This is a genomic window from Chloroflexus sp. (assembly GCF_034432675.1).
GTDB lineage: Bacteria > Chloroflexota > Chloroflexia > Chloroflexales > Chloroflexaceae > Chloroflexus.
The window spans coordinates 1-17,462 of the sequence record NZ_DAOUBI010000102.1 but is presented as its reverse complement, the minus strand read 5'-3'; the positions used below and the strand labels follow the sequence as shown (position 1 = coordinate 17,462).

The window sequence follows — 17,462 nt, the reverse complement described above, 5'->3', positions numbered from 1 at the left end:
GAGTAAAGAGATGGAACACCGACTTTGGGGTGGACGTTTCAGTGAACCGACAGCGGCGGAGATGCGTCGCTTCAACGACTCCTTCCATTTTGATATCCGTTTGGCCGAGGTCGATATTGCCGGCAGTATCGCGTGGGCCGGTGCCCTGTTGCAGGCCGGTCTGATTAATGAAACCGAACACGCCGATCTCGTGCGCGGGCTGGAACTGGTGCGGGCCGAATTCGCGAACGGGAGCTTCGTGGCCGCAGCAGGTGACGAAGACATTCACACCGCTGTTGAACGGCGCCTGCGCGAGTTAATCGGCGATGCAGCACTCAAGCTACACACCGGGCGCTCACGCAACGATCAGGTGGCAACCGATATGCGCCTCTACACTATCGGGATTGCGCGTCAGCTTGATCGGCGTCTGCGCGATCTGCAACTTGCTCTGCTGGCCCAGGCCGAACAACACACTGCCACGGTGATGCCGGGTTATACCCATCTTCAGCGGGCACAACCGATCACCTTTGGGCACTGGTGTCTAGCGTATGTTGAGATGTTTGCCCGTGACCGGAGTCGTCTGAACGATGCCATCCGCCGGATGCGTGTACTGCCTCTCGGTGCCGGAGCGTTGGCCGGTAATTCACTCGGCGTCGAACGCGAGCGCCTGACCGAGTTGCTCGATGAATTTGATGAGCTGTCCGCCAATTCACTCGATGCAGTCAGTGATCGTGATTTTGTTGCCGAAGTGCTCTTTGCCTGTGCCTTGATCGGCGTCCATCTGAGCCGATTGGCCGAAGATGTGATCCTCTACGCCAGTGCTGAATTTGGCTTCCTCGAACTGACTGATGCCTACAGTACCGGCTCAAGTCTGATGCCGCAAAAGAAGAATCCCGATAGTATGGAATTGCTGCGCGGCAAAAGTGGTCGTCTGCTGGGCAACCTTGTCGCCTTGCTGACGGTTCTGAAAGGGTTGCCACTGACCTACAACAAAGATATGCAAGAAGACAAAGAACCGCTCTTTGACAGTTTTGATACGCTCGATTTGAGCTTGCAGGTAGCCGCAGCGGCCATTACGACCATGACGGTACGGCCTGAGCGCATGGCAGCAGCGCTCGACGATGCCATGCTGGCCACCGATCTGGCCGATGAGCTGGTGCGGCGTGGCGTACCGTTCCGCGTTGCGCACAGCAAGGTCGGCCAATTGGTACAGCGCGCACTAGCTCGCGGGGTAAGCCTGCGGCAGCTTCCCCTTGCGGATTACCAGGCCGTCGAGCCATCGCTCGATGCGAGCATTTATGATGTGTTCGACATGCAACGCAGTGTCACGCAAAAAGCCAGTTACGGCGGGACTGCACCGCAGCGGGTTCGCGAACAGTGTGCTCGCTGGCGTGACAGTTTGTTGAATGATGAATAGTCGTTCGGTATCAGCATGTTGTATCATTGAAGAGGAAAACAGTACACCTATGACCAGTCCACTCTACGCACCACCGGTAAGCCTGCCGGTACTTCACATTCGCCCTGACGCTGCCGTCACAATTCGCCGGGCACGGGTCGGTGATGTGCCACGGCTCTACGAGATTATCAACTACTACGCCGCCCGTGGCGATATGCTGCCCAAAACCCTCGATCAACTCTACAATCGGGTGCGGAATTTCAATGTTGCCGAAGCCGATGGTGAGGTGATCGGTTGTGCAGCGCTGCACATCACCTGGGCCGATCTGGCCGAAGTGGTAAGTGTTGCCGTTCATCCGTCGTTTCAGGGCCGTGGCATTGGTCGCCGTCTGATTGAACCGCTTTTTACCGAAGCATTGGAACTTGGCATCCCAACACTCTTTACGCTGACATTGCAGGTAGGTTTCTTTAGCTCATTGGGATTTCGTGAGATTCCAAAATTACGCCTCCCGCATAAAATCTGGCAAGATTGCGCCACCTGCTTCAAGCAGGATCGCTGTGATGAAGTGGCAATGATCCGGCAATTACCGTAGGATGCGTCATTGGGCAATGTATAGAATACTGTTTTATCAACGTTCTCTTCATAAACGAATATGTATATGTTTAAGAACAGCCATATATACATTGCTTTCGCATCCAACATGACAATTACTCCGTATCAATCAGTGATGGTTTAACCTATAGACGGAGTAATGATATGTCTGTTAATAGCACCATTGCTGCTGCGATCCTGCTTATTGTTCTTGGCATCGGCGGTGTTTTCGCTACTGCTGCCATCACCTCAACCATTCCTGCCCTGTTTGGCCTGGTTCTGCTCGGTCTGGGAATAGCAATTGAGCGCTCCAGTAACTCTCGCCGTTTTGAATGGCTGGCTGCACTGGTAGGGCTGCTCGGTGTGCTGGCACCAATCGGGAACCTGGTACGAATTATCGGTCAGACCGGCCTGATCATCAATGGTGCGGTGTTCGCAAATGTGGTGATGCTTAGTATCTGTGGGCTGTATTTGCTGGTCTGGCTGTGGGAACAGTGGAGTGGTGAGCGGATCAAGATTAAGTAGACGAGCAAGGTGATGGGCGGATCGACAGTCCGCCCATTAATACCCCACACCGGTGGCGACAACCAGTGGTATTGCAAACGGTATCCGACCTCTCACTCACTCCGCTGCCCCACCTCGATCCCGGCCAAACGCTCTATTGCTTTGATCAGAGCGTGATTCCCCTCATGGCCCAAACCGGCCTGTTGCAGGGTGCGGTAGAGATGAAACACGGTCGAAGTGGCCAGCATCGGTGCGCCGACTGCATCGGCAGCGGCGAGCACCAACCGTAAATCTTTTTGCTGGAGATCGATGGTAAATCCAGGACGCCAGTCGCGTCGAATGACCTGTGGGCCACGGTTCGAGAGCATCCAGCTTCCGGCGGCACCACCACTCACCGCCTCTAGCGTCTTCTCTAAATCGACGCCGCTGGCCTGAGCGAAGACCAGTGCTTCGCTGATGGCCAGCATCGTTCCCACCACCAGAATTTGATTCACCAGTTTGACTGTCTGGCCGGCACCGTAATCGCCGACGTGTGTGATCGTTTTACCCATCGCCTGAAAGACCGGCATCGCCCGTTCCACTAGCGGGGCCGGTCCACCAACCATAATACTGAGCGTTCCGCGTGCGGCTCCTTCACTGCCACCGCTCACCGGCGCATCGAGAAAGCCAATCCCGTGATCGTGCAGGCGAGCGGCAAACTGCTGTGCGCCTTGCGGGCTGATGGTACTCATATCAATGACCAACATCCCCGCGCATGCACCTTCGATCACCCCTTGCGGGCCAAACAGAACGGCTTCTACATCGGGGGTATCACTCACACAACTGATCACAATATCACTACGGGCCGCCAGATCGGCCGGCGAGGTTGCTAACTGAGCACCGGCAGCAACCAGAGCATCGGCCCGCCCCGGCGTGCGGTTCCACACCGTTAGCGAGAAACCGGCCTGTAGAATGTTGGCTGCCATGCCACGCCCCATGATCCCCAGCCCAATGAAGCCAATGCGTTCACTCATACGTCACTCCTCAACTTTGCAGAGAACATCGGTAATGCAAAGAATGGTATCATACCTGCCGGTATTGCAATCACAACGCAATGCCACACTCGCCGTACCGCTCACAGTGCTAAAGGTGCTCGCCTATGCCAACTGCACTTGCCGATCTTCTGATTCTTGATTTCAGTCGAGTTTTAGCCGGCCCATACGCCACAATGGTTCTCGCCGATATGGGTGCGCGGGTGATCAAGATTGAACAACCGGGTATCGGTGATGAAACCCGCCGGTGGGGACCACCCTTCGCCGATAATGGCCTGAGCGCGTATTTCATTGCCGTCAACCGGAACAAACAGAGCATCACGCTCAATCTCAAACATCCTACCGGCCAGGCGATTGCTCGTGAACTCGCCAGCCGTGCCGACGTGCTGATTGAGAATTTTTTGCCTGGAACAATGACCCGCATGGGATTGGGATACAACGATCTGCGTCCAATCAATCCGCGACTCATTTACTGTAGCATTACCGGCTACGGTCAGTACGGTCCTGATGCCAACCGTCCCGGTTACGATACGGTGATTCAGGCCGAAGGCGGGTTGATGAGTATCACCGGTGAACCGGATGGCCCACCGATGAAGACCGGCGTTGCCGTTGCGGACATTACTACCGGCCTGTACGCAGCAACCAGCATTCTGGCGGCATTACACTACCGCACCCACAGTGGCGAAGGGCAGTATATCGATCTGGCCCTCTTTGACGTGCAACTCAGTTGGCTGGCAAACGTAGCATCAGCTTACCTGGTTTCCGGCAAGCCACCACGTCGCTACGGAAATGCGCACGCCACGATTGTTCCCTATCAACCATTTGCGGCTACTGATGGGTATATTATGGTGGCGGTTGGAAATGATCAGCAATTTACCCGTTTCTGTCAGGCACTTAACCGCCCCGAATGGGCCACCGATGAACGATTCGCAACCAACCCGGCCAGAGTAACGAACCGCGAACAGATCATTACGGCGATTGCTGAGGTCATTGCTAGCGAGTCGGTGGCATACTGGATCGAGCGGTTGCAGGCAGCGCAAGTTCCATGTGGCCCGGTTAACGACATTCCAACAGCCCTGGCTAGCCGACAGGCCAAGGCTAGAGGCATGATTCGCAGTATTGACGGCATCCGGATGGTTGGTCCGGCGCCGGTATTCAGTACCACTCCTGCAACCATCCGCTCTGCTCCACCCGTACTCGGCGCAGATACCGACGCGGTGTTGGCAGAGTTGGGCTATTCGACCGATCAGATTCGCCACTTCCACGATCAGGGGGTTGTATAGGGAAGAACGCGGTAGCACAGATCGAAGCCTGTGCTACCGCCCGGCTATGCGCGCATGTTCACCTCATTACCACAGCGCGAACACCCGACTCGGTCCACCGGAGCCGGCAGCGATCTTCGGTGCCCCAACCACCAGGATTGCTCCACTCGGTGGGATCGACTCCAGATTCGCCAGATTCTCCAGGCCCCAGCGGTTCGTTGGCAACAACGTATAATGTACGGCAAAGGTCGTCGAAGGACCGTGATCGAGGCTCAAAGTATCAACCCCAATCCCGCTGATGCTCCGCTCGGTAAGCAGAAAGTCAATGGCATCCTTCCCGAAACCGGGGAAGTGCATCACACCACTCGAGTCGGTATTGCGGAAGAGTTCAACCGAATGGGCGCGTGCCCCCCAACCACTTGCCATCAATACAGCGGCATTGTTGGGTATCCGGCCGTAGCGCCGCTCCCACGCCCGAATGTCGTCTGGGGTAACGACCGTATCGGGATCGCGGGCCGCTCGCTCACTAATGTTAATCACCACTGCCGGCACTACCAGCGAACTGACCGGAATCTGATCGACAAACAAACCATTGGGAGCAAAATGAACCGGTGCATCCATATGTGTACCGGAATGCTCCCAATAATTCAAAATACTGCCATAATAGCCATCGCGCTGGTGAAAAACCACAGGAGTAATCTGAAACGGTGCCGCACCGGGAAACAGCGGAAACTGCGTACCCAGCAAATGGGTTAAATCAGCTACATTCCTGAAACTGACTCGCGTCGCCGTTGCCGCTTCCGCCGTTAACGGTGCGGCAACAGCAGCAACCGCTGCTCCCAAGCCAAATTTGAGCAGATTGCGCCGACTGATTTCAGGGGATTGGATCGACTCGATAAAGCGTGGTGGACACATACAACCTCTCCTTTTGCTCGCCAAACGAACCAACTATCATCAGAGTCAGAACAGCATTATCCTGATGCCCTATGCCTCAAGCCGCTGAATCTGACCGGATAGCGGCTGGGGTTGCAAGATCGCCAGTAACACCGGACAGAGACGTTCCAGATCGGCTTGCAGTGCTCTCATCTCGGCATCGGTGGCTTCACCACGATACTTGATGGTATAATGCAAGCCGGTTGGGGCTACCGAAGCATCGGCGTTGACGGCCAGCGCACCACGATAGTCTATCTGACCACTGACTTCTACCTGAAGATCGTCAATTGCCAGTTCGCGGTCGGCGGCAATCGCGAGTGCCGAATGAGCGATACAACTGGCCATCGCTGCTACCAGCAACTCTGGAGCATTTGGCCCCAGATCATACCCACCGAGAGCTGGTCCCGAATCACTGATCACCGTATGACCACGCACCCTCACCGGACGCAGACCGGTACCGGCAGCGACCGTCACGGTAGCATGCAACTTCACCGGTGAAGGTGGCTGATCACGTAGACGTGAACGGAATGCGGATAGTGCCTCGCGCTTACGTGCCAAAAACTCGCGCAAACTCCAAATTGGAGCCATAGCTACCTCCGAACGCTTCCAGGCGGGTCATTCACTTTTACCTTAAACCAGGCGGAAACTGGAATTATTATCGTCTTGATCTGGGGTGCTGTCAATCAGATGCATGTTTCAAAAGTGGAACATGATCGTCGTCACAGTATTGACTACAATGACGTTCGATATGTTTAATTTAGAAGCTACAAATTCATAAAGAGATCACGTTTTACTCTCAGTGATGCGCCTGCCACGTGGGTGGGTACACGGAAGCATAGCGCTACACTCATCGCGCCCGGTACCATGCGTGCGGCGCAGCGGCCAGCGCACGATCATCTGGCATGTCAATGACTGATGATCTGACTTCTACTCTGTAGTGGTTTGAAAACGTCGACACAACTTATCCAGGAATTACACCACGATGATGACTCCACGCGCCTTACTTTCCGGCTACAATATCACTGCACAGTGAAGGTGCGTTATCAATTTCAGATCCAATTTCCGGCGCACCGGAGGTTATCGAATATGCTGCCAGTTGCCATCGACATTTCTATATACATTGGTTTGCTCTGGTTTGTTTGTCTGACTACCGTAGTCGTCTCCATCTATATCTGGTCACGCCGCGACAGACCTGGGGGGAGAGAGTTTCTCGCCATACTGGCGGCAATTGCCGTGTGGGCCGGTGCTGATGCGTTGGAATTGGCAGCATCTACACTGGAGAGCAAAATCTTTTGGCGCATCGTTCAGCAGATAGGAACAATCTTTCTACCACCTATCTGGTTGCTATTCAGTTTTGCTTACCTCGATTTTCAGCCGTGGCGTCGCTCGCGTGCACGCTGGCTGATCTTCGTCATACCGCTGCTAACCACTACCATTGTTCTGACGAACCAGTGGCATTTCCTCTTTTTTCACGAATTTCTACTGAGTAATACAACACCGACTGAACTTAAAGTAATCCCTGGTCGGTGGTACTGGTTTCACATCAGCTATTCACACCTCTGTCTCATTACTGGCCTGGCGCTGATCGCCAGTGCATTCTGGCAAGCTTCCCCCCTTTTCCGGCGCCAGATGCTTTTGATCTGTATAGGTTTTGTCTTTCCCATGCTCTCAAACTTCACTTATCTTAGTCAAATAACACATCTCGGTGTTGATCTCACACCAATCTCAATGCTCCTTTCAGCCCCATTCCTCCTCATAGGTTTGTATCGGCATCAATTCCTAGATCTGGCACCGGTTGCCCGAAACTGGCTGATTGAGGCAATGCCTGATGCGATGATCGTCCTTGATCAACAGGGACGCATTGTCGATGCCAACCCGGCAGCCGAGCGCTTATTTAGCATATCGCAACATACAAATAAGCCATTGGGGAATGCTCTAAACTGGCCAACACTGTTGAAAGCCATTCACACAACTGAGCCGCTGCGGATAGAACTATATTGGCCCTACCATGCTGACCGGTGTTTTGATATTATGATCAGCCCGATCAATAATCAAACCGGTAAATCGTTTGGTCGCTTGCTGGTCTTTCGCGAAATTACTGAGCGCAAGAAGGTAGAACAACAGCTGCAAGAGGCGTTACGTCGCTTTACTGACATGATTGAACAGACACCGCTGGTCGCTATTCAGCGTTTCGATCAGCACGGGGTCATTCTGGAATGGAACCGAGTGTGCGAGCAATTTTACGGGTACACGGCTGCTGAAGCATGTGGCCGCCGCTTGCAAGATCTGATCTTGAAAGAGGACGAGATCGCCGAATTCGAGCATCTCATTCAACAAATCTGGCAGAGCGGCCAGGCACCACCACCGCGCACATGGCAGATTCAGGCCAGGAATGGTGAAGTACGTTGGGTCTACTCGGCCATGTTTCCGCTGTTTTTTCAGGGTAACGTCAGCGATATTGTGTGTATGGATGTCGATATTACCAATATTCGACAGGCCGAAGAGAGTTTGCGCCGGCAACGCGACCAACTGGCATCCCTGCATCGTCTCACACTCGATTGGTTTAATCGGCGAGAAATGGATGATCTGTTACAGGCCATTACCGATAGTGCCTATCAGTTGCTTAATGTCAGTTACGCGGAATTACTCCTAGTAGAGAACGATCAGACACTGGTTATTCGTGCCTGTACACCACCGTTATCGGCACACGTATCACAGTACAAAACGGCATCAACAGCGCCGCTTTCTTGGCGTGCGTTTCAGACACGGCAACCGGCTATCATTCTGAATTACACAGACTGGCCCGAACACGCTATTGACTATGAACCATTCCATTTTGGGCCGGCAATGACCATTCCGATCATCGTCAAAGATGTCTGCCTAGGTGTGCTTGGCCTGGCACGAAGTCAACAGGGTGTACCTTTCACCGCCGACGAAATTCAGCATGCTATGCTGCTCACCCAACTGGCTGCGCTTGTGCTTGATAATACCAGTCTTTATGCCGCCGCACAACACGAGATTGCCGAACGAAAACAAGCCGAACGTGAACAAGCCCGGCTTCAGACACAACTGTTACAGGCGCAAAAAATGGAAGCTATCGGTCAGTTAGCCGGTGGGATTGCGCACGACTTCAATAATATTCTCACGGTGATTACTGGGAGTGTTGAGCTTGCCATGCTGGAGGTTGCACCAGATCATCCGATCTATCCCGAACTTGAATCGATTCGGCAGAGTACGGCCCGTGCCAGCGAGCTGGTGCGCCAGTTGTTGACGTTTGCTCGCCGCCAGCCTAGCCAGCCAAAGCCGATCAATGTCAACCTCCAGATTAACGATACTATGAACATGCTGAAGCGAATCATTGGTGAACACATTCATTTACGATTAGAATTGTGTGAACCAATTGATATCATCAATATCGACCCACATCAATTTGAACAAGTACTGATGAATCTGGTGGTTAATGCACGAGATGCTATGCCCAATGGTGGCGAAGTAATCATTCGCACCTCGATGCAATATATCGACGCCGGTGACATTCCGGCATTTAGTCAGGCAAAAGCCGGCAAATATGTGTTACTTTCAGTGTGTGATACAGGAATAGGGATTGATGAAACAATCCGTAGTCATATTTTTGAACCCTACTTCACGACCAAACCAATGGGTAAGGGCAGTGGGTTAGGATTGGCGATTTGTAGCGGAATCGTGACCAAACACGGTGGCTTTTTTACCGTCGATAGTCAGCCCAGCGTCGGGAGTTGTTTTACCGTCGCATTACCAGCCATGCCTGCTGCGACGATCAGCAATGAGCCAAATGCAGCGCATGCTACGCTACCACTCATCAAGCAGACTGGTCACGAGACGATTCTACTAGTTGAAGATGAACCTGATGTGCGTCAGATGACTGCCCGTTTGCTTCGTGAACAAGGCTACACAGTGCTGGAGGCAACGCACGCTCAAGAGGCGATAGAGCTTGCCCTGCAACACGGTGATGGATTACACCTTTTGATCACTGATGTGGTATTACCACACACTGATGGCATTACGTTGGCTCATGAGTTGCAAGCCTCATTTCCTCAGTTACGGGTTATCTTGATGTCAGGGTATCTGCAGCGAGTAATGGCCAATGGCAGTGAACCACCGTATCCGGTATTGAATAAACCCTTTACTCGGCATCAGCTTTTTGCGCTGATCCGACAGACAATCAGCCAAGCACGCTGAGAGGCGCCTATGGAACAAATTGGTGGTCTCGTTGTCGCAGTACTGGTCACGCTGATTCTGGGAGGCATTGGTATCATTGCGTGGCGTTACTGGCGTGAGCAGGTCAATATTTCACCTGAAGATGAAGAGCTGTTACGCGAGATTGCCGAACTCAATGACCGGCAAGCCAATCGGATCAGCGATCAACGACTACGTTCCAGGGTTGACCCCGATGAGGCCTGGCAGATTATGGTGCAACGTGGTCGTAAGTCGCCCCGTCGTCGTTCGTGATGGAGATTGGAGGAGCCAGGCTAATAGCTACACCTGGCTCCCGGAAACGCGAACATTTGGCTCGCCTCCACGTCATATCCACCATTACGACTTCATACGTTACCCGCCAGAAATGAACCAGGGGCGACGCCTGCGTCACCCCTGGAGTCCGCCCCAGCGGGGCAGATGTACAACCTGCCCCGCCGTTATTCAGGCTATGACTGCTGACCCACGTACCCTTGCAGTAGCTCAACCAACAGCCGAACACCAACCCCGGTTGCACCCCGTGACTGATAGGTTCGGTTCGGCTTTTCTACCCAGGCCGTACCGGCAATATCGAGGTGCGCCCACGGATAATCACCGACAAACGCGGCCAGAAAACCGGCTGCGGTAATCGCACCACCGTAGCGGCCACCGGTATTCTTAAGATCGGCGATCTCGCTCTTCATCGCGTCGCGATACTCGTCCCAAAGCGGCAATTGCCAGACCCGCTCGGCGGTTGCCTCACCGGCAGCAATCAGCCGATTGGCCAGCTCTTGATTGTTCCCCATCATCCCAATTGCGTGGGGGCCAAGGGCGATCATAATCGCACCGGTGAGCGTTGCTAGATCGACAATCGCAGCGGGTTGGTAGCGCTGCGCGTAGAAGAGACCATCGGCCAGCACGATCCGCCCTTCAGCATCCGTATTCAGCACTTCAACCGTCTTACCGCTGAGGGTACGGATAATGTCACCAGGACGATACGCTGTCGCGCTCGGCATATTCTCGGCAGCACAGACAATACCGACAACATAGAGCGGCAGTTGCAATTCGGCGACGGCCTGCATCGCACCGAACACCGCAGCCGCACCGCTCATATCCATCTTCATGTCGTCCATCTTCTCTGCCGGTTTGATACTGATCCCACCGGTGTCGAAGGTAATTCCTTTGCCGACCAGGCAGATCGGTGGACCTTGATCAGGTGAACCATACTCCATCACAATAAAGCGCGGTTCATTGGCCGAACCCTGACCGACGGCGAGGATGCCGCCAAAGCCCTGTTGGATTAACTGCGCCTTATCGAGCACCATTGTCTTCAAACCAAACCGCTCACCCAATACAAGAGCGGTTTGGCCAAGGAACGCTGGAGTGACGTCATTACCGGGGCCATTGGCTAGATCGCGGGCAAATACTGTGGCCTGAGCAATTATCTGACCACGTCGTACTCCGGCTGCCGCTTCGTCAGCATCGGTAGCGGCCTGTAAAACGACTTTCTGAATTGGTTGCTCTTTGGTATCACTCTTGTAGCGGGTGTAACGATACGCACCCAGAACACTTCCTTCGGCAAAAGCCTGCCCGAACACTGCCGGCATCAGTGGTAGATTGCCGTTGTAACCGAGATGAAATGTTGCCACCTTCGCATCCTGGGCATAGCGAACAGCCAGCGCCGCCGCCTGACGGACTGTGTCAGCCGTAATGGCCGAACGCTTCCCCATCCCGATCAACAACAACCGACGGGCCGGCAATGCCCCTCGTGGATAGATAAGTGTCTGACTCTGCCAGCGTCCGGTGGTATCTTCAGGCTCACATAGCGCTGCAACCGCTGATGGAAGCGACTCATCCTCAGCGTAGAGCAACACCGCCAGATCCGCTGTAACCCCCAACAGATCACCGGTCTGTACTTCGCACTGCATAGGAACCTCAAATAGGTGACAAGTCATCTTTTCCGGTTCTTCATTGTACGTCGAGCGCGGCAGACCGTCAAATCAGTGCAACCGATCAGGCTGCCAGACAGCAGCATACCCTGTGGTACAATAGCCGCACATTGGACGGATACCAGGGGATGCTATGACACCGATTATTCAACTTGGTCTTGGTGGTGTTGGCCGGGCTCTTGTCCGTCAGATGCTGGCTGTGGCACCAGTCATTCGCCGACGCTATGGCATCAACTTGCGCTACACTGCTCTGGTTGATAGCCGTGGCGCGCTGGCCGGCGATCCGGCACTCACCGATGATCAGATTCAGACTATACTTACCGCCAAAGAGGTGGGTCACCATATTGATAGTCTTGCCCACGCCATTACCGATCTGCACTGGATTGAACTCTTACCAGCGACAATGGCTATCGTTGTTGACGTCACGGCAGCGGGGAGTCACGCGGCACCGCTGGCTGCTGCCATCTCTGCCGGACACCGGGTAGTGCTTGCCAACAAACGACCGTTGTGTGAAAGTTATGAACTCTTTGCCGCGCTGACTGAACGCGGCGCGACCCGCTACGAAGCAACCGTCGGCGCAGGCTTACCAATCATTGGTGTGCTGCAAAGCCTGATCGATAGCGGCGACGAGGTACGCGCTATCGAAGCGGCCTTGAGTGGAACCCTCGGCTTTCTCATGAGTGAGCTTGAGCGTGGGGTTGGCTTCGCCGATGCAGTACGCACGGTCCACCAGCTCGGTTACACCGAACCAGACCCCCGTGACGATCTGAGCGGTGCGGATGTCGCCCGTAAAGCGCTCATTCTGGCCCGTACCTGTGGCATGCAGCTACCGCCTGATGCTGTAACCGCCGAGCCACTCTTCCCGGCGACCCTGAAAGAGATCGGCGTCACCGAATTTCTCCAACGTCTTGAGGAAGCAGAACACGAGGTGATGAACCGCTTGCAAGTTGCCAAAGCGAGCGGCAAGGTGCTGCGCTACATTACCCGCATCAGTCCTGAAAATGGGGTTGAGGTTGGCCTGCGCGAATTGCCCACCGATCATCCGCTCGCCAGTCTGCGCGGCCCGGATAATATGATCAGTTTCACGACAAATCGCTACGCTGATCGCCCGCTTGTCGTCCGTGGCCCTGGCGCCGGCGTAGAAGTGACCGCAGCCGGTGTGTTGAGCGATATTATTGCTACTGCACGAGAGTTATGACCCTGCAAGCACAAGCTGACACAGCTCCCATAGCCCGTGATGTGCCATTGATCGACTTGCATCGCCATCTCGATGGCAATGTGCGGCTCACCACTATCCTCGACGTTGCCCGCACGTATGGTATTCGCCTCCCTGCCGACACCGTCGAAGGATTACGCCCATACGCGCAGATTCAGGGTGTGGCAGCTTCAGTAATGGATTTCATCGCGCGTTTCGATCTTCTGAAGCTGATCTGCGTTGATGAAGATGTAGTGGTGCGCATTGCCGAAGAGAATGTCGAAGATGCAGCCAATGAAGGGATCGACTACATCGAGTTACGCTGCTCGCCGGCATTCATGGGCGAACGCTACGGTCTTGATCCGACCCGCGTGCTGGCGGCGGTTTGCCGGGGTGTGCGTGCCGGTATGGCCCGCTACCCGGTTCAGGCACAGATCATCGGGATTATGTCACGTCACATGGGTGAAGAGAGCTGCTGGCGCGAATTGGAAGCAGCCATCGCGCTGATGAGTGAAGGTGTAGTCGGGATCGATCTCGCCGGCGATGAAGCAAATTTTCCCGGTACCCGGTTTGTGAAGCACTTTGCCCATGCCCGCGCCGCTGGTCTGCGCATCACGGTACATGCCGGTGAAGCTGCCGGCGCCTGGAGTGTTCGGCAAGCGATTGAGGAACTGGGTGCTGAACGTATCGGCCACGGCGTACGGGCTGTCGAAGACCCGGCCGTTTTGCAACTGATCGCCGAACGTGGAATTGCCCTGGAGGTATGCCCGACCAGTAACGTGCAAACCCAGACGGTCAGCGGCTACGAGAGCCACCCGCTTCCACAGCTACTGCGCCGTGGCCTGCTGGTCACGCTTAATACCGATGACCCCGGCATTAGCGCCATCGATCTGCCACACGAATATCGCATTGCTCGCGACCGGCTTGGTCTCACTGCTGAAGAACTACGGACATTGCAGGCTCATGCCCTGTCCGCTGCCTTTATCGATGAAGCCACCCGCGCTGCTTTGCTGCACAAAGCATGTTCACGCACCACTTGAGTTTTATAACGCGGCGTGTTACACTATTGACGCAAAGCAGCAATGTAATCACTCCCCACCAGATAAAGGAGTCTGGCAATGACGCACGAACACTCCCCGACCGGGTTACCCCACTATGACCTGTACATTGATGGTGCGTGGCAACCGGCAGAGAATGGCCAAACCTTCACTGTCTATGATCCGGCCACCAGCCAGCCCATTGCCACCTGTGCCAGTGCTACCCACAGTGATATTGACCGGGCAGTCCGCGCCGCCCGCGCCGCGTTCGATCACGGCCCCTGGCCGCATACATCCCCGGCTCAACGTGCGGAAATTCTCCACGCAATTACCGATGCCCTCGAAGCACGCAACTTTGAGCTGGCCGAGATTGAGTCGCGTGATGCCGGGGTACCGATCCGCAAGACAACCTACAACGATATTACCCTTGGCCTGGAAATTCTGCGCGGTTGTGCCGAAATGGCGCGCAAGCATCCTTACGAGCCACTCCCGTGGAATGATCTGCCGAGTGTGTCGTGGAATTTTGTCTGGCGTGAACCCATCGGGGTGTGTGCCCAGATTATTCCCTGGAATTACGCCTTTTGTATGGCAGCCTGGAAGCTCGGCCCGGCTCTGGCAACCGGTAATACGGTCGTCTTTAAACCATCCTCACTCGCACCGCTAAGCACGCTGGCAATCTTCCAGACCATTCACGATCTCAATCTGCTGCCGAAAGGGGTTATCAATCTGGTATTGGGGCCTGGCGGCGATGTTGGGGAATATCTGGTTAATCACCCGGCGGTTGACAAAGTTGCCTTCACCGGCAGTACCGAAGTCGGACGAAAGATTATGGCGCTGGCAGCACCGCACATCAAACGGGTCACCCTGGAACTGGGCGGGAAGAATGCGATGCTGATCCTGCCCGATGCCGACCTCGATCTGGTCGTCGATGGAGTGTTGTGGGGAGCATTCTACCACTCCGGGCAATTGTGCGAGGCCGGTTCGCGTTTGCTGGTACCGCACGCCCTCCACGATACGCTGGTCGAGCGGCTGGTCGAACGGGTGCGCGGGATGCGGATCGGTGACCCCATGGATCTGGAGACCGACATCGGCCCGCTGATCAGCGAACGGCAGCGCGAGAAGGTGGAATACTACATCGCAGTTGGTCGTGAAGAGGGAGCCACGGTCGTTATCGGTGGTGGCAGACCGATAGGCGAGGCCTTTGCCAATGGTTATTATGTCGAGCCGACCATCTTTACCGGTGTGCGCCCTGAAATGCGGATCGCCCGTGAGGAGATCTTTGGCCCAGTGCTGTCCGTCATTGCCTACGACGAGACCGGTGAGGCGATTCGGATCGCGAATGATAGCATCTACGGCCTCGCCGCTTCAGTCTGGTCACGCGATCTCCAGCATGCGTTGTCGGTAGCGCGACGTATCCGTGCCGGTACCGTCTGGATCAACGAACACCACGTCCTGAACCCACGGGCACCGTTTGGTGGCTATCGCCAGAGTGGTTTTGGCCGCGAAATGGGGCGCTACGGCCTGGACGAGTATACCGAAGTCAAGCACATTCACGTCGATCTGATGCAGCGACGGCAGGGCCGATTGTGGTGGGATACCCTGTTGCCAGAGTAGGCGTTTTCGCAGCAGATGTTTTTTGCGGGAATGTACGTATCGCCGTCTCTTGAAGTGCGGAAGTCATTCTCCTGCACTTACTATCTGCCATACCAGAGACGTGTACAACCTGCTGCCGACCGGGCGACCGTTGGCTTTTTCAACCTAAACCAGACTACTTCCGGTGCCGGTGTGTTATGCCAACGAAATCTGCTATCAAAATTGCCCTACAGTCACAGTACCTGACCCTCTCTGAGGAACTACGAACCATCATCTCATTTGATCGGGAGGGCCGACCAATCGTTGCCTTTCTCCACGGAACCAACTATGTCCGTGGCCTGAGCGGTGATGTACTGCTGAAGCGGGTGGTATCTCCCGGACACAAAGAACGACGCAAACTATCTGCTGCCGAACGGCGAGCCGTTCTCGGCGATCTGCTCAATCACGCCCACCGCATGATCGACCGCCTCGAACCACAAGCCGCAGCAGAGGCACGAGCCTGGTTTGATCTCATTCGGCACTGGGATGTAGAGCGTTTGGAAGCCGAACGTGAATGCTTTCTGACCGTCTATAAACCGATCAGCATTCTGCCGCCTGATCAATACCGGTCGCTTGTGCTCCAGGCGACAGAGGGATGTAGCTGGAACCGGTGCCATTTCTGTACCTTCTATCGTGACCGGACATTTCGCATTCACACGCCCGCATCATTTCGTGAGCACATCCAACAGGTGAAAACATTCGTTGGCGCCGGCCTGGGTCTGCGCAAGGCCATCTTTCTCGGCGATGCCAATGCGCTGATCATCCCCCAGCTACGTCTGCGCGATCTCTTGCAGGTGGTGCATGAAGAGTTCACCATCGGGCCAGATGCCGATTTCAAAGGTGTCTACGCCTTCCTCGACATCTTTGGCGCCGAGCGCAAAACATTGGCGGACTATCGCGAACTGGCGGCAGCCGGAGTACGCCGCATCTATCTGGGATTGGAGAGTGGTGATGAGACAGTCTTTCGTTTGCTGAACAAACCCGGCTCACCGGCAGAGGCTATCGAGGCCGTGCGCACGATCAAAGCTGCCGGTATCGCCGTTGGCATCATTCTGCTGGTTGGTGCCGGCGGTGAGCGGCTGGCCGCCGATCATGTGCAACATTCGCTTGCCACCATTGCTGCGATGCACCCTGGCCCGGAAGATATTATCTACCTGTCACCGCTGATGATCCCACCCGACACCCCCTATCTTGCCCAGATGCAGGCGATTGACAGCCCTCCACTTAGTGAAGCGGCGCTGGCGGCCCAGCTTGAACAGCTTAAGCAAGGTGTGCGGGCAATCGTTCCGGCGGGCACGAAGGTTGTGCTATACCACATCGAGGAGTTCGTATACTGAGGCAACAGCCGGGTGACAGGCCGGTCAACCATTGCCTTGACACCGAACCTGAACGGTAATGCATAGCGCCGCCCGAAAGAGGAGAGCGTAGAGGAATGCGATCACATCTGAACACATCCAATACACGACATGCGATTCAGATATTCTCTTCTCTCGTTCACCGCATCCCGTGGATGGTCAGGTGAATAGCACAGGCACCGTCTGTAGGGGCGGGTTCTCAACCCGCCCCTACGGAACCCGCCCCTGCGCACCACCGGCACCAGCACGCTGTGGGACAGACTGCCGGCCCGCGTTCGGCCATCCTCATCCTCAGGGGCACGTACCGGCACGGCAATCCGCTGCAATCCCCACCGGATCGTGAGCACGGCTGGCGCGGCAGCATGGCTGCCGCACGCCAAACCCTG

The 17,462-nt window shown here is 55.2% G+C and carries 14 protein-coding genes; 10 read left to right on the top strand and 4 right to left on the bottom strand.

The genetic code is table 11. The features are described from left to right. The first annotated feature begins 10 nt into the window (after positions 1-10). From argH to VAE55_RS07495, 3 genes are all read left to right on the top strand, one after another. Positions 11-1,396, top strand: coding sequence for an argininosuccinate lyase (gene argH / locus VAE55_RS07505; protein WP_322815172.1), 1,386 nt, complete (start codon positions 11-13; stop codon positions 1,394-1,396). A gap of 49 nt (positions 1,397-1,445) precedes the next feature. Then, positions 1,446-1,967 (top strand): N-acetyltransferase, encoded by a 522-nt coding sequence (locus VAE55_RS07500; RefSeq protein WP_012259186.1) that lies wholly within the window; start codon positions 1,446-1,448, stop codon positions 1,965-1,967. Between the two features lie 164 nt (positions 1,968-2,131). After that, positions 2,132-2,491 carry a hypothetical protein gene (locus tag VAE55_RS07495; RefSeq protein ID WP_322815171.1) on the top strand — a complete coding sequence of 120 codons (360 nt, stop codon included), beginning with the start codon at positions 2,132-2,134 and terminating at the stop codon, positions 2,489-2,491. Positions 2,492-2,583: 92 nt separating this feature from the next. On the opposite strand, the gene VAE55_RS07490 is transcribed toward VAE55_RS07495, so the two are convergent. After that, entirely contained in the window at positions 2,584-3,483 is a 900-nt protein-coding gene (locus tag VAE55_RS07490) for an NAD(P)-dependent oxidoreductase (RefSeq protein WP_322815170.1), read from the bottom strand. A gap of 125 nt (positions 3,484-3,608) precedes the next feature. Between VAE55_RS07490 and VAE55_RS07485 the strand changes: the two genes are divergently transcribed. Further along, positions 3,609-4,784 carry a CaiB/BaiF CoA-transferase family protein gene (locus VAE55_RS07485; RefSeq protein ID WP_322815169.1) on the top strand — a complete coding sequence of 392 codons (1,176 nt, stop codon included), beginning with the start codon at positions 3,609-3,611 and terminating at the stop codon, positions 4,782-4,784. A 66-nt stretch (positions 4,785-4,850) separates the two neighbouring features. On the opposite strand, the gene VAE55_RS07480 is transcribed toward VAE55_RS07485, so the two are convergent. Both VAE55_RS07480 and VAE55_RS07475 read right to left on the bottom strand, forming a co-directional pair. Continuing rightward, the gene (locus VAE55_RS07480) at positions 4,851-5,678 is read right to left on the bottom strand and encodes a cyclase family protein (RefSeq protein WP_322815168.1); all 828 of its coding nucleotides are present in this window, start codon (positions 5,676-5,678) and stop codon (positions 4,851-4,853) included. Between the two features lie 69 nt (positions 5,679-5,747). Then, positions 5,748-6,284, bottom strand: coding sequence for an OsmC family protein (locus tag VAE55_RS07475; protein ID WP_322815167.1), 537 nt, complete (start codon positions 6,282-6,284; stop codon positions 5,748-5,750). A 498-nt stretch (positions 6,285-6,782) separates the two neighbouring features. Here VAE55_RS07475 and VAE55_RS07470 point away from each other — a divergent pair, with 498 nt between their 5' ends. Then, positions 6,783-9,914 (top strand): histidine kinase N-terminal 7TM domain-containing protein, encoded by a 3,132-nt coding sequence (locus VAE55_RS07470; RefSeq protein WP_322815166.1) that lies wholly within the window; start codon positions 6,783-6,785, stop codon positions 9,912-9,914. Positions 9,915-9,923: 9 nt separating this feature from the next. Continuing rightward, positions 9,924-10,184, top strand: coding sequence for a hypothetical protein (locus VAE55_RS07465; RefSeq protein WP_322815165.1), 261 nt, complete (start codon positions 9,924-9,926; stop codon positions 10,182-10,184). Between the two features lie 194 nt (positions 10,185-10,378). Here VAE55_RS07465 and VAE55_RS07460 read toward each other — a convergent pair whose 3' ends face one another. Next, positions 10,379-11,836, bottom strand: coding sequence for a leucyl aminopeptidase (locus tag VAE55_RS07460; protein ID WP_322815164.1), 1,458 nt, complete (start codon positions 11,834-11,836; stop codon positions 10,379-10,381). A gap of 154 nt (positions 11,837-11,990) precedes the next feature. Between VAE55_RS07460 and VAE55_RS07455 the strand changes: the two genes are divergently transcribed. The 4 genes from VAE55_RS07455 to VAE55_RS07440 all read left to right on the top strand — a co-directional run bounded on the left by VAE55_RS07455 (position 11,991) and on the right by VAE55_RS07440 (position 17,058). After that, positions 11,991-13,055, top strand: coding sequence for a homoserine dehydrogenase (locus tag VAE55_RS07455; RefSeq protein ID WP_322815163.1), 1,065 nt, complete (start codon positions 11,991-11,993; stop codon positions 13,053-13,055). After that, entirely contained in the window at positions 13,052-14,092 is a 1,041-nt protein-coding gene (gene add, locus VAE55_RS07450) for an adenosine deaminase (protein ID WP_322815162.1), read from the top strand. The genes VAE55_RS07455 and add overlap by 4 nt, the downstream gene beginning before the upstream one ends. A gap of 78 nt (positions 14,093-14,170) precedes the next feature. Next, positions 14,171-15,703, top strand: a complete 1,533-nt coding sequence (locus tag VAE55_RS07445; RefSeq protein ID WP_322815161.1) for an aldehyde dehydrogenase family protein — start codon at positions 14,171-14,173, stop codon at positions 15,701-15,703. A gap of 176 nt (positions 15,704-15,879) precedes the next feature. Further along, the gene (locus tag VAE55_RS07440) at positions 15,880-17,058 is read left to right on the top strand and encodes a radical SAM protein (RefSeq protein WP_322815160.1); all 1,179 of its coding nucleotides are present in this window, start codon (positions 15,880-15,882) and stop codon (positions 17,056-17,058) included. Positions 17,059-17,462: the final 404 nt, after the last annotated feature.